At 45.1% G+C, this 13,413-nt stretch carries 14 protein-coding genes and 1 tRNA gene; 12 read left to right on the top strand and 3 right to left on the bottom strand.

Annotated elements, in window-relative coordinates; translation table 11 throughout:
• The coding region (locus tag BUA17_RS25445) for an IS3 family transposase (RefSeq protein ID WP_139295733.1) at positions 1 to 308 on the top strand (308 nt) is incomplete at its 5' end.
• Between the two features lie 114 nt (positions 309 to 422).
• Here the strand turns inward: BUA17_RS25445 and BUA17_RS25440 are convergent.
• Positions 423 to 659 carry a hypothetical protein gene (locus BUA17_RS25440; RefSeq protein ID WP_053784208.1) on the bottom strand — a complete coding sequence of 79 codons (237 nt, stop codon included), beginning with the start codon at positions 657 to 659 and terminating at the stop codon, positions 423 to 425.
• A 207-nt stretch (positions 660 to 866) separates the two neighbouring features.
• Here BUA17_RS25440 and BUA17_RS25435 point away from each other — a divergent pair, with 207 nt between their 5' ends.
• The 3 genes from BUA17_RS25435 to BUA17_RS25425 all read left to right on the top strand — a co-directional run bounded on the left by BUA17_RS25435 (position 867) and on the right by BUA17_RS25425 (position 4,841).
• Entirely contained in the window at positions 867 to 1,316 is a 450-nt protein-coding gene (locus BUA17_RS25435) for a general stress protein (protein WP_072735386.1), read from the top strand.
• 237 nt (positions 1,317 to 1,553) lie between these two features.
• Positions 1,554 to 1,639 (top strand) — tRNA-Leu (locus BUA17_RS25430).
• A 280-nt stretch (positions 1,640 to 1,919) separates the two neighbouring features.
• Complete coding sequence (locus BUA17_RS25425; RefSeq protein WP_072735385.1) at positions 1,920 to 4,841, top strand: insulinase family protein; 2,922 nt, start codon at positions 1,920 to 1,922, stop codon at positions 4,839 to 4,841.
• Between the two features lie 153 nt (positions 4,842 to 4,994).
• On the opposite strand, the gene BUA17_RS25420 is transcribed toward BUA17_RS25425, so the two are convergent.
• Positions 4,995 to 5,702 (bottom strand): helix-turn-helix domain-containing protein, encoded by a 708-nt coding sequence (locus BUA17_RS25420; RefSeq protein ID WP_072735384.1) that lies wholly within the window; start codon positions 5,700 to 5,702, stop codon positions 4,995 to 4,997.
• A 247-nt stretch (positions 5,703 to 5,949) separates the two neighbouring features.
• Here BUA17_RS25420 and BUA17_RS25415 point away from each other — a divergent pair, with 247 nt between their 5' ends.
• From BUA17_RS25415 to BUA17_RS31490, 5 genes are all read left to right on the top strand, one after another.
• A complete protein-coding gene (locus BUA17_RS25415; protein ID WP_072735383.1) occupies positions 5,950 to 7,170 on the top strand; it encodes a MalY/PatB family protein in 1,221 nt (406 codons plus the stop codon).
• A 274-nt stretch (positions 7,171 to 7,444) separates the two neighbouring features.
• Positions 7,445 to 8,113, top strand: coding sequence for a uracil-DNA glycosylase (gene ung, locus BUA17_RS25410; RefSeq protein WP_072735402.1), 669 nt, complete (start codon positions 7,445 to 7,447; stop codon positions 8,111 to 8,113).
• A 14-nt stretch (positions 8,114 to 8,127) separates the two neighbouring features.
• Entirely contained in the window at positions 8,128 to 8,553 is a 426-nt protein-coding gene (locus BUA17_RS25405) for a hypothetical protein (RefSeq protein WP_125477324.1), read from the top strand.
• Positions 8,554 to 8,786: 233 nt separating this feature from the next.
• Positions 8,787 to 9,371 carry an LOG family protein gene (locus BUA17_RS25400; RefSeq protein WP_072735382.1) on the top strand — a complete coding sequence of 195 codons (585 nt, stop codon included), beginning with the start codon at positions 8,787 to 8,789 and terminating at the stop codon, positions 9,369 to 9,371.
• Between the two features lie 98 nt (positions 9,372 to 9,469).
• Complete coding sequence (locus BUA17_RS31490; RefSeq protein WP_211754062.1) at positions 9,470 to 9,601, top strand: YjcZ family sporulation protein; 132 nt, start codon at positions 9,470 to 9,472, stop codon at positions 9,599 to 9,601.
• Between the two features lie 174 nt (positions 9,602 to 9,775).
• Here BUA17_RS31490 and BUA17_RS31485 read toward each other — a convergent pair whose 3' ends face one another.
• A complete protein-coding gene (locus tag BUA17_RS31485; RefSeq protein ID WP_063565536.1) occupies positions 9,776 to 10,108 on the bottom strand; it encodes a hypothetical protein in 333 nt (110 codons plus the stop codon).
• A gap of 220 nt (positions 10,109 to 10,328) precedes the next feature.
• On the opposite strand from BUA17_RS31485, the gene BUA17_RS25385 reads away from it, so the two are divergent.
• From BUA17_RS25385 to BUA17_RS25375, 3 genes are all read left to right on the top strand, one after another.
• The gene (locus tag BUA17_RS25385; RefSeq protein WP_063565537.1) at positions 10,329 to 11,066 is read left to right on the top strand and encodes a glycerophosphodiester phosphodiesterase; all 738 of its coding nucleotides are present in this window, start codon (positions 10,329 to 10,331) and stop codon (positions 11,064 to 11,066) included.
• 233 nt (positions 11,067 to 11,299) lie between these two features.
• On the top strand, positions 11,300 to 12,355 hold the full coding sequence (locus BUA17_RS25380) for a FecCD family ABC transporter permease (protein WP_063565538.1): 1,056 nt from the start codon (positions 11,300 to 11,302) through the stop codon (positions 12,353 to 12,355).
• Between the two features lie 2 nt (positions 12,356 to 12,357).
• A complete protein-coding gene (locus BUA17_RS25375; RefSeq protein WP_024631187.1) occupies positions 12,358 to 13,389 on the top strand; it encodes a FecCD family ABC transporter permease in 1,032 nt (343 codons plus the stop codon).
• The last annotated feature ends 24 nt before the right edge of the window (positions 13,390 to 13,413 follow it).

Below are 13,413 nucleotides of genomic sequence, written 5' to 3'. Positions count from 1 at the left end.
ATGAGCTCCTCCTGCATTCGGATCAAGGCTGGCACTACCAGATGAAGCAGTATCAACATGCTTTGAAGGAACGGGCGATTATCCAGAGCATGTCACGCAAAGGAAATTGTTACGATAACGCAGTAATGGAGAACTTCTTTGGCATTATGAAGTCAGAATTTCTCTATCTTAATGAGTTTGAAAGTCTAGATGACTTCAAGCAAGAACTAGCACAATACATCGATTACTACAATCACAAACGCATTAAGTCAAAATTAAAAGGCATGAGCCCGGTACAATACCGAATTCATGCCATACAGGTTGCATAAAAATATTTGTCTAACTTTAAGGGGTCACTTCACGATACGTCTGGTTTTATTTTATGAAGGGCGAAATAAACACGTCTAGTTCACGTATAAATACATGAAGTACTTGTTCCCTGTTTACAGATCAGCCGTACACAACTGCATTCCACTTAAATGGTGAGAGCGAATGCTTAACAGACGTGTGACTTGTTCCACTTCGTCGAATGGAATCCACAGGCTTCCGTGGACTGTCCGTAAGGAGAGAATGGAAGCATCGGCTGTACGTTCCGGAAATCCAGTTACCGTTTGTCCACTTGTATTACGAACGATGATTTGTTGTTTGCGTCGAATGGCAATTTCTACCTCTTTTTTCATATGTCATTGCTCCTGGTTATGGAATAGTAATTCGATATGTCAATAATTTCAATGGTTAATTTGTCTTCTTTATCTAGTCTATCAGAACTAGGTATAGATTTCCAGATCAGAAATTAAATTTTACATAGGTGAAAGGACTTATTATGTGCTCTGCGTTTTTGAAGAAGCAACCAGGGTTATATAAGGGTAAAAGGAGGGGGATGTATAATGACACAATTGCTGATCGGACTCGTACGCACGGAGAATGAAGCCATTATCATGTTAAATAAATTGAAAGAGGAAGGTATAGCAGATAAATATTTGGGTGCGGTAGCCAAAGAACAGGTTAATCTCGAAGTGGTAAGCGAGAAGACTGGTTTGCCTATGCCTCTGAAGGGCGCAGGATCAGACGGTGCACTAGGCGTGCTTAAAGGGGTGCTTGCTGGTCTGGGCAAGCGGATGGATCAGACGATATCCATCGGAAAAGCGGTACGCAAACTTGCAGGCAACGAGATTGGAAATGAGACGGATGATCTGGTGCTTACCTTAACAGAAGCAGGGGTCTCTGAAGAAGATGCTAATTACTATGAAGATTGGCTGGTGCAGGGGCATATCCTGGTGGTTGTGGAGTGCAGCGAGGAAGAGGCAGCCCGAATTGAACCTATTCTTCTTTTTTAGTTTAATTTAAGCCTGATTTTAGGTTTCTTTAATGTTGGGGAGGTATTCTTATTTCACACCTCCCTTAATATAGATGGTTTAAAGAAAGTTCGGGACCGCAACTCGATCTTTCTAGGCACTGCTCGCTAACGCTGGCAGTGCCTGTTTCATTTTTTTTGGATAATTTTATATTAAGGTATTGCAAAGCTATAAATTTCATGGTAAGATATTTCTTGTCGCCAAGAAATACATACCCATGCCGGGGTGGCGGAATTGGCAGACGCACAGGACTTAAAATCCTGCGGTAGGTGACTACCGTACCGGTTCGATCCCGGTCCTCGGCATCTTAAGAAAAGATCGCATGACACTTGTTAAACAAGTTGTTCATGCGATCTTTTTTTTGTTTGGAAATTTTAATTTTTATGATTTTCTGCTGTACCATTCAGTTCATAAACATTAAAAAACGATAATACATATCAGATGACATCTGTGGTGCTGCCCGTTAGGAAGACATGCAACGATAGTGTATACTATCCGTAGGCATAAATTACCTTTAACTTTGAACTTGAAGAACTCAAGGTTGCATATCAAACTAAACAATTTTATGGACGGAGGACTCGACCCATGTTGAAACAGCTTAAGCCCTATAAGGTGCTGCAGGAACGCAGAATCGAAGAGTTGAAGTCAGATGCGTATCTCCTGGAACATCAGAAATCCGGAGCCAAAATTGTACTCTTATCTAATCAGGATGATAATAAAGTGTTCAGTATCGGTTTCCGTACTCCTCCGGAAGACAATACAGGTGTAGCTCACATTCTGGAACATTCCGTACTGTGTGGCTCCAAGAAATTTCCGGCCAAGGATTCCTTTGTTGAGTTGCTGAAGGGTTCTCTTAATACATTTCTGAATGCGATGACATATCCAGATAAAACGATCTATCCGATTGCAAGTCGGAATGATCATGACTTCCATAACCTGATGGATATTTATCTGGATGCGGTACTCCACACAAATATTTATAATAATGAAAAAATATTTCTACAGGAGGGTTGGAATTACAACCTGACCTCAGCTGAAGATGAGTTAACCTATAACGGCGTTGTATATAACGAGATGAAGGGTGCTTTTTCTTCACCGGAACGGATTGTACGCAGGGAAGTTCTGAATTCACTTTTCCCGGATACTACATATTCCTGTGAATCAGGCGGATTTCCCGATGCCATTCCCGATCTGACTTATCAAGGTTTGCTGGATTTCCACTCCAGATACTATCATCCGTCCAACAGCTTCATTTATTTGTATGGGGATATGGATATGGAAGAGAAATTGCAGTGGTTAGATGAGAACTATCTGAGTGAATATGATCGAATTGAGATTGATTCTGCCATTCAGCTTCAACCTGCATTCGGAGAAAGAGTGGACGCAGTCAAGACATATTCTGCCGGAAGTACCGAATCAGAAGTGGATAACAGCTTTTTGACCTATAATGCGGTCATTGGAACAAGTCTGGACAAGGAATTAAACATCTCGTTTCAAATTTTGCTGTACGCATTGCTTAACGCTCCAGGAGCGGTTCTGAAGCAGGCTTTATTGGATAAGGGCATTGCGAAAGATGTATATGGTACGTATGATGACAGCCTGTATCAGCCCGTGTTCACCGTTGGATTGAAGAAGAGCAATCTGGCGAGCAAAGAAGATTTTCTGGGGACGGTAAAAGAGGTGCTTGAGCGTGTTGTGAAAGAAGGTTTTGATCCAAAAGCGCTGCTCGCAGGTATCAATTCCTATGAGTTCAACCACCGTGAAGCGGATTATGGAAGAATGCCCAAAGGATTAATCTACGGTTTCTCCTCATTGCAAAGCTGGCTGTATGATGTCGAAGCGCCATTTACTCATTTGGAAGCGAATGACGTATTCGCCGAGCTCAGAACGAAGATGACCGAGGGTTACTTTGAGAAGTTGATTGAGACGTATTTACTGCAAAATACACATACTTCTTTCGTTGCTGTCACGCCGGATAAAGGATTGAACGCACGCAAAGAGGAGGCGCTGAAAGCACATCTGAAATCAGTTCAGGCTGGACTGAGTCAGGAAGAGATTCAGCAACTCATTCAGAGAACCGAGGCTCTCGCCGAGTACCAGAATGCACCATCAACCAAGGAACAACAGCAGGTCATTCCGACGTTGTCGATAGAGGATATTGAACCGAAAGCATCGACGCTGTATCAGACGGTAAATCAGGTCGAAGGTACAACGGTACTGCACCATAATATCTATACGAATGGGATCGGTTATCTGAGACTGTTGTTCGATATTAAGGAAGTCCCACGGCGTTTGCTGCCGTATGTTGGATTGCTGAAAAGTGTGCTCGGTTACGTCGACACTCAGAATTTCTCATTTAATGAATTGTCGAATGAGATTCACATTCATTCCGGGGGCATTCATAGTGGCATCGGTACGTATGCGAACGCGCAGGAGCACCGTGATTTCAAGGCTACGTATGAATTCAACGCCAAAGTACTCTATGACAAACTTGGATTTGCTTTTGACATGATCAAGGAAATTGTGTTTACGTCCAAATTTGATGATTCGAAGCGTTTATACGAAATTATTGCCCAGTTGAAAGGTAACTTGCAGCGCAATCTGATCAGCGGAGGGCATTCAGTGGGAATTGGCCGTTCGACCTCTAAACACTCGGCTGTCGCAGACTTCAGGGAAGCGGTTAGTGGCATCGCCTTTTACCAGTGGCTTGAGGAGCTTCAGGCGAACTTTGAGGCTAGAAAAGAAGAACTGTCGACCAGCCTTCAATCGTTGACTAGCTTTATTTTCAGACCGGAAAACTTGCTGGTGAGTTACACTGCGGATGATCAGGGATATGCGGGCTTGGAGAACCAGGTATCCGATTTGAAAGCGAAACTGTTCACCCAAGATGTTGCCAAAGAAAAAGAGGCATTTACACCTGTACATCATAAAGAAGGATTCAGATCTCCATCTGAAGTCCAATATGTCGTTCAAACAGGTAATTTTATCGATAAAGGGTATTCGTACACCGGCTCGCTGCGTGTTTTGCAGGGGATTCTATCTCTGGATTACTTGTGGAATAATATCAGAGCCAAGGGCGGAGCATACGGCTGCATGTCAGGTTTCAGACGTAACGGAGACAGCTATGTAGCATCGTACCGCGACCCGAATCTCGAAAAAACATACAAAGTTTATGAAGAGATGCCGCAATACCTGAAGGATTTCAAAGCAGATAAACGGGAAATGACAAGATATATCATTGGCGCCATCCAGGACCTCGATACACCAAGGACCCCTTATGGCGAAGGATCATTCTCTCTGGAATGTTATCTGTCTAATGTCACCGAAGCCGATCTTCAGAAAGAACGGGATGAAGTGCTAAGCACAACAGAAAATGACATTGTAGGTTTTGCGGAAGTGGTATCCGCCATATTGGAACAGCAGCAACGCTGTGTTATCGGTAATGAAAACAAGATTGAGGACCAGAAGCAATTATTTGACGAAACCCTTGATTTGATCAAGAATTAATTGAATGATGCATCTAAGTCAAAGTATGAAGTAATAAACATCTGATCCCAAAGGGCGCTTTTATGAGCTGTAATAGCTTATAATTGCCGCCCTTTTCTTGTTATATAGGGGTTATTTCCCAATCAATCTGATCCATCAGCTTCTGTTGAAAATTTAGGTGACGGCGAGCATATTATAGATCTTTAACGTACGCAGATCTTCTTTAGACATTTTTAGCTCGTTATATAACTCCTGATTCTCAGGCAAGGGCGTTCGAGAGAATAGCATTTTTAAAGCGATGGGCATAAAGGGACGGAAGGATACACCTGCCATCAAACCCCACTTTTTCTCGGATTCCTGAAAAGATGCCAGAATGTTAATATACAGATTCTCCAGCGGTGTAGCCTGATTTTTCAGAATCAGCGTGGTGAGTGTGTCGTAATGCTCAGTGTGGCCCCAATACATATTTTCGCATTCCTGATAATTCTCAAAATTCTTGACGTTCATATACATCACGGTTCGATAACGATTCGCGTCCGACTGTGCCATCATGTCAATGACACAACGAATGAGGCTGTTATTGCGCCCGTCATAAAAATACGAATAAAACCGCGTGGAATTTTTGAAAAAGCTGGACGGTACCGTATTCATAAGAGGAGAGGCTTGCTTGGGTTCAATATACAGCAGCTGCTCCACCTGAATGTTCAATGAATCAGCAATTTGATGCAGCGTAACCACATCAAGTGTAATATCACCGCTCTCATATTTGGACAGAGTAGCTTTACTTTTGTGAATCTGATCCGCCAGCTGCTGGACCGTTAACCCTTTCCATTTGCGAAAATTACGGATTTTCTTGCCCACTTCTTTGTTGATGGTGTTCATATCGAATCTCCTTCTGTTAAGTTTCTTAAGAATATGAGAAAAGGTGAAACCCCTTGGTAAAATCAATCTATACGAAAAATATAACACTTTTTTCATGAAAATACCTATTATGACGAAACATTAAAGTGGATTTGTTTCTTCTGAATAGATTCTATTGCGTTTGATGTAACTTCTAAGCCATGAAATAATGTGTCTAACAGAACCTCATCCCAGGATGGAGAACAGAGAGAAAGAGGCGCAGAAGGCTATGAAGTATGATTTCGATGAGATTATTGATCGCACAGGAACCAATGCCATGAATACGGATGGTTTCCGTCAATATATTTTTAATGCAACAGAAGATATGAAATTTCCCTTTAAGGATGAAGAATTTATTCGCATGTGGATTGCAGATATGGAGTTTGCCACACCTCCCGAAATACGGGAAGCAGTTAAGGAGCGTTTGGACCGGAAAATTATGGGGTACTCCCAGGTGTTCGATCCGGCATACTACCAAGCTGTCTCCAACTGGATGAACAGATACTATGACTGGTCCTTTCCCAAGGAGCATCTGGAGACATCACATGGGATCATTCCTGCTCTATATGAATTAGTTGAATATATTTGCAAGCCAAATGAGAAGGTGCTGATTGTGACGCCCTCCTATGGTTATTTTAAATCGGCTACGGAGCATAATCATATTGAACTAGTTTGCTCAGATTTGATCAACGAGCAGGGACATTATTCAATAGACTTTGCAGATTTTGAAGCCAAAGCCAGTGATGAACAAGTTACGTTATGTATTTTTTGCAATCCGCATAATCCGTCTGGACGCGTATGGACAACAGAAGAGTTACAACGTGTGGGTGAGATCTGTCTGAGCCATAACGTGTGGGTAATATCGGATGAAATTCACTGTGACTTGCTGCGTACAGGTAAGAAGCATACGCCTCTTGCCAAGCTGTTCCCGGATACGGATCGAATCATTACCTGTATGTCTCCAAGCAAAACGTTCAATATGGCGGGCCTAATGTTCTCCAATGTGATTATTGCAAATGAAGGACTCCGAACGATCTGGCAGAAACGGCATTATGGGTTCAAAAATCCGCTGAGCATTGCAGCGACTCAAGCGGCTTACGAACATGGCGACGAATGGCTGAAACAGTTGAAAACGTATCTTGATGACAATTTTGCCTTTGTGGATCAATATGTGAAGCGTTATCTGCCACAGGCGGTATTTCATATTCCGGAAGCTACGTATCTGGCATGGATTGATATTACGGCATATGTCCCCGCAAATGTAAACCTGCCTTTATTTTTCGCTGAACAAGCGGGGGTATTACTTGAAGATGGACATATGTTTGTAGCTAATGGAGGCGGGTGTATCCGTCTAAACTTGGCATGTCCGCGTTCGTTTCTTGAAGAGGGACTCAGAAGAATAAGCACTCTATTGGTCAATAAAGATGAGGGCGTACCCGTTCAAGTCTGATTAAGTTATCTATAAACAAGGTACTGGATTGCTTTAACTCTGTTGTACAGATTCAGAGCGCATCAATTTACAACGATAGATATTCCATGCTCGGTCTGAAGTAACGTTAGTTATAGAGGCAACCCTATCCCCTGATGTACACTTCTGGTCTGCTGTCCCCGGTTATGTTAAAATGGTGGATAGTCTATGAGTCGTAGGATACGGCTCACGCAGGTGGCAGTTCGTTATGTGGACTGCACGGATATGTATTCATCAGGGAAAGGAGCCTTTACATATGTTTGGAAATGATTGGGACTCTGTACTTCAGGAAGAGACTGAAGCCGAGTATTTCAACAACATTCGTTATGCACTCGCCGCCGAGTATAAAACACAGACCATCTTTCCACCCAAGGAAGATTTGTTCTCGGCTCTTAAACTGACCCCGTATCATAAGGTCAAGGCCGTTATTATCGGTCAGGACCCTTATCACGGAGCGGGTCAGGCTCAGGGATTAAGTTTCTCGGTCAGACCGGGGGTGCGCGTTCCTCCTTCTTTGAAAAATATATATAAGGAGCTTCACGCGGATCTGGGTCTGCCGATTCCGAATCACGGATCGCTGGTTCATTGGGCAGAGCAGGGCGTGCTGCTGCTTAATGCGGTTCTGACGGTACGGGAAGGGCAGCCGAACTCCCATCAGGGACTGGGATGGCAGACGTTTACAGACGCTGTCATCCGGGCATTGAATGAACGTTCAGAACCGATGGTATTTATGCTTTGGGGCAGTCATGCCCAGAAGAAAGGGGCATTCATTAACCGGGATAAACATCTGGTGTTGGAGTCTACGCATCCAAGTCCGCTTGCAGCACATCGTGGCTTCATGGGCAGTCGTCCTTTTTCCAAAGCCAATGAATTTTTGACCTCCAAAGGTATTGAACCGATTGATTGGACGATACCGGAAAACTAGACAAACGGGGGGCGATGGCATTGCGACATTGGGTAGGACGGAAAGTAGCCGTATATCGTGCAACCGGCATACGAGAGCCACTGAAAGGAACACTGGTCGAGTGGGATGAAGAAGCGGATTGTGTACGAATCGGACCCAAGCGGATCAAGGTATCGTTCGACAATATCGCAATGATCCGGCCTCTGCCTGAAGAGAGCCTTCCCTTGAAAAAAGCGCGATCCGAGGTGCATAAGGTTGGATATGTGATGAAAAAGGCCGTACAATTTGAAAATGCCATCTATTTCAAATCACAGGTTATGATTTGGCGTCGGGCCAAAATTGTAGCATTATCCACAACGATTATACGGCATGATGATGATCAGGTTGAGCTTGCAGACGGCCGGATTCTTCGTAAGGACAAGCATATGTTTGTGGTGCGCTCACGGCGTGGAATACGATAAGTCGGTTGATATTTAATATTCATTTCATGCAAAGATCATATGGATTTAATGTTTGGCCTTTATAGTAAACATTAACAACCCCTTCTAAATGATGTGTACTAATTATGGGAGCCCGACCGGCTGCAAACGGTCGGGTGTTTTTTTATTCACTTGAGTATGATGAGTGATGTAACATAGTATTTACATTCATGTTATACACTAATGAAATAGATCATGAGAAGGAGTGAAACCCATTGAAACGTATATGTGTTTTTGCAGGCTCCAACCCGGGAAATCACCCCGATTACACACAGCAGGCTATTAAATTGGGTAAACAGATCGCCGATAGCGGGTACGCACTCGTCTATGGGGGGTCATGTATGGGATTAATGGGTGCAGTCGCGGATGCTGCTCTGGAGCAGGGTGGAGAAGTAATTGGTGTCATGCCGACTGGCTTGTTCCGGGGAGAGGTCGTACATGGAGGTCTTACGCAGCTGATTGAAGTGGGAACGATGCATGAACGCAAGGCAACGATGGCCGAGCTGTCCGACGGATTTGTGGCTCTTCCTGGTGGTATGGGTACATTTGAAGAACTATTTGAGGTTCTTTGCTGGGCACAAATTGGCATTCATCGTAAACCCGTTGGTTTGTTAAATGTAAACGGATATTACGAGCCGTTGATGAAAATGGTTGAGCATAGCGTGCATGAAGGATTTTCCAATACCTCACATCTCAGTCTATGGAGTCTGGAATCTGATCCGGCTGAACTATTGAATCGGATGTCATCCTATATTCCGGCACAGTTGACCCAGAAGTGGTCACAGCTTCAGGATAAATAACTACCCGCTCCAGCGGAAAACTTTCCGATGTGCCCAAGCAAGTTCCCTCCCCAAACATAGTCTATAGTGTACTTTCTTAAAAGAGGGGAGTGTCACTCATGAGCGAAATCAAAGGCACAGGATACGGTTACGGATACGGCGGCTTTGGTGGTGGAGCATGGACATCAACAGGCGCGATTCTGGTGTTGTTCATCCTACTCGTTATCATCTCTCGTACATTCGTTCTGTAATTCGAGCAGCCATTCCGGGACGGTGACATAATCGCCGGGGCAACGCCCGATGAAGAAATGGCCTTTCCAAAGAGACGCCGGTACGGTCGGCGTCTCAGGGGAACGGTTTTTTTCTGTCTGCAAAAAAAAGAACTCCGCCTCTATAGAAAAGAGAGACAGAGTGGGCAAGGGGAGTTAGACCGTTACCTCAGTATCACCCGGCAAACTGAGTGTTCTCCATGCAATGTATAGTCCAATTGCGGCTGCAATAAGAGCAAGGATGGCAGCGATAAAAGCCAACTTATCCAGTTGACTCTGTTCATCCAGAACGGATGATTGATTACTTGTTTTGTCGGGAACAGACAGCCCTCGAACGGATGCCTTTTTCATGTATTGGCGTGGTCTGGGGGGCGTTCTAGTTTTACTGCTGGGTTTGCCGGATCTGCTTTTGGCAGAAATTCTGGGCAAGGGAGCTTTTTTGGAGGAAGATTTGGGAGATACAGATCTGTTCTTCGTTAGGGGTTTCAATGGGCGACCTCCTTACAGCGGAGTGCAGTTGTCTATGACTGATACTATATTATGTCTGCTTTACAGATTGAGTTCACAAAATGAGTGAATCCCCAGCCCTCCAAGATGTTGCCCTATACGCGGACGGAGCATACAATTAAACGCTCTGTTAATACAGGTATGACAAACTGCGTTTATAGTGAGAATCATAGAGTTAATGTTGAACTCAGGAGGCGCTGGAATGAAAAGAATTGAAAATATCGCCCATAGGGGAGCATCTGCCGTATGCCCCGAGAATACGATGGTGGCGTTTGAACGCAGCTTGCAGCTTGGAGCGACAGGCATTGAAACGGATGTCCAGCTTTCCAGTGATGGTAGCCTGGTATTGATACATGATGAGACGTTAAGTCGTACTGCCGGAGCAGAAGGCTGGGTCAAGGATAAATCAGTTGAAGAATTACGTACTCTTGACGCAGGTGCTTGGTTCCATGCCGATTTTGCTGGAGAACGTATTCCATCTTTGGATGAATTATTTGATTTGGTTCGGGGGAAAGACATTCTACTTAACCTGGAATTGAAAAATGGTGTTATTAGTTATAAGGGAATGGAAGAAAAGTTGATACAAGCGATTCGGAATTGGGGCATGGAACAACAGGTCATTCTATCCAGCTTCAATCATGCCTCGTTAGTGAGGTGCAAACGTCTTGCCCCGGAAATTCGCACAGCAATTTTATATATGGAAAAGCTGTACCGCCCATATGATTATGCTGCCAAACTGGAAGCTTCTGCTCTGCATCCCTACAAGGTTGCTGTAACACGAGAAGAAGTTGCTGCTGCGTTGGCTCAGGGAATTGCAACACACCCGTTCACGGTGAATGATCCTGCCGAAATGCAGGAATTGATCGATATGGGTGTGAAGGGACTTATTACAGATGTGCCGGATGTGCTGGCAGCATTGACTGCTGTGCATAGTCGTTAAATCATATGTAAAACCAAGGTGCTGCATTGGAGTTCTTATACTCCATGCAGCTTTTTTTAGTACAAAAATTCATTTATGCAATAAACTTGTCCCATTTGTCCATTGCCAGAGACAGCTAGTTGACATACAATGGTCTATGGGAATGAGAATCAATATCAGTTATGTATTAATAGAGAGGTGAATGTTATGTACATAGGATCTGTCTACACCACTCATAACAAGGGTGGGGACATATGAGTTCGAAAGTTTCACCGGCAAGTCAACCTACGGAATCACCGACAGCCAAAATACACACTCGTCCCTGGGCTGCCACATTGATCCTGACAGGGGGGATTCTGCTGCTCGCGCTGGGTATGGCGCTGTCCATTTCGTTTGGGGCTGCAGATATCAAGCTGGGCGTTGTATGGGAGGCAATCTTTAACTTTAATCCTGAACTGACTCCGCATCAGATTATATGGGAGATTCGGTTACCGCGTATTCTTGGCGGAGCAATGGTGGGTGCCTGCTTCGCAGTAGCCGGTGCCATTATGCAGGGGATGACCCGTAACCCGCTGGCAGATTCCGGTTTGCTCGGATTGAATGCTGGCGCAGGATTTGCGCTCGCTGTCTGCTTTGCCTTTTTCCCAGGCATGCCATATATGTATATCATTCTGTACTCCTTCGTTGGTGCAGGACTTGGGGTTCTGTTGGTCTATGGTTTCGGTGCAGCGTCCAAATCTGGACTTACACCTCTCCGGCTGGTTCTGGCGGGGGCGGCAGTGTCAGCGATGCTTTCAGCACTCAGTGAAGGGATTGCACTGTATTTCAAAATTGGACAAGACCTTGCTTTCTGGACAGCTGGCGGTGTCGCCGGGACGAAGTGGTCCCAGTTGGAAGTCATGTTCCCTTGGGTTTTAGCTGCGCTTATTGCAGGGATTATTATCTCCCGTTCCATTACGCTGCTTAGCTTGGGAGAAGATATCGCCGTTGGGTTGGGTCAACGTACTGGCCTGATCAAGCTGGTTGGTCTGATTGTTGTACTAATCCTCGCAGGTACGGCCGTATCCGTGGTGGGTGCTGTTGGTTTTGTAGGGCTAATAATTCCCCATCTCACACGTAAATTAGTTGGGGTCGATTATCGCTGGATTATTCCATGTTCCGCAGTGATGGGCAGTCTGCTGCTCGTATTCGCGGATCTGGCTGCACGTATGATTAACCCGCCATATGAGACGCCAATTGGCGCCTTGGTTGCCCTAATTGGGGTACCTTTCTTCCTCTATCTGGCGCGTAAAGAAAGGAGGACTCTGTAACGATGGAATCCTCAACTTTGGTTGGAGCAGAACGCAAAAAGAGAACAAAAAGCACCATTGTCATGATTGTGCTTGGTGCGTTGATTATTACAGCTTTTATTATCAGTATGAATACAGGGTTCACTCGGCTTTCTCCACTTGAGGTGATGCGGACCCTGTTTGGCGGTGGGACAGCTAAGCAGGAACTGATCTTGTTTGAATTCCGTTTGCCGCGTATCGTCATTTCGGTTCTGGTCGGTGCGGGACTTGCGCTATCCGGTTGTATTCTGCAGGGGGTATCCCGAAATCCTCTGGCTGATCCAGGGATTCTCGGTATCAACGCTGGTGCCGGATTGGTTGTTATGTTGTTTGTTTCCTTCTTCCCGACAACAACGGCGGCTCCGGTATTTTTGCTGCCAATCCTGGCCCTGATCGGTGCAACTTTTGCTGCATTTCTGATTTATGTGCTCTCTTACAAAAAGGGAGAAGGTCTCATGCCTACGCGCATGTTGCTTACAGGGATTGGTGTAGCGGCAGGAATCAGCTCAGCCATGATCGTACTAACACTTCGGCTTAGCCCGGAGAAGTATCAATTTGTGGCCACCTGGATGGCAGGTAGCATCTGGGGTTCCAACTGGAAATTCGTAACGGCGTTGCTGCCGTTCCTCATTGTCCTTGTGCCGCTTGTTCTGTATAAAGCCCGTGTGCTCAATGTACTGAACCTTGGCGACCAAACAGCAAGTGGTCTCGGCGCTCCGGTGGAACGCGAAAGACTGATCCTGCTGGCTGCAGCCGTGGGACTGGCCGGATCATGCGTATCCGTCAGTGGCGGCATTGGTTTTGTGGGTCTGATTGGTCCACATTTGGCACGTCGTCTCGTGGGACCAAAACATCAGTTCCTTTTGCCTGCATCCGCACTGGTCGGATCATTGCTTGTGCTTGTTGCAGATACGCTGGGACGCGTAATCTTGCAGCCTTCAGAGATTCCGGCAGGTATTCTGGTTGCCATCATTGGTGCCCCGTACTTCCTGTATCTCTTGAGCAAAACGAAATAGAAAGCAATCATGTTGTATGGTTGC

The sequence above is a fragment of the Paenibacillus sp. ov031 genome, from assembly GCF_900143165.1.
GTDB lineage: Bacteria > Bacillota > Bacilli > Paenibacillales > Paenibacillaceae > Paenibacillus > Paenibacillus marchantiae.
This window is presented reverse-complemented; position numbering and strand designations above follow the sequence as displayed.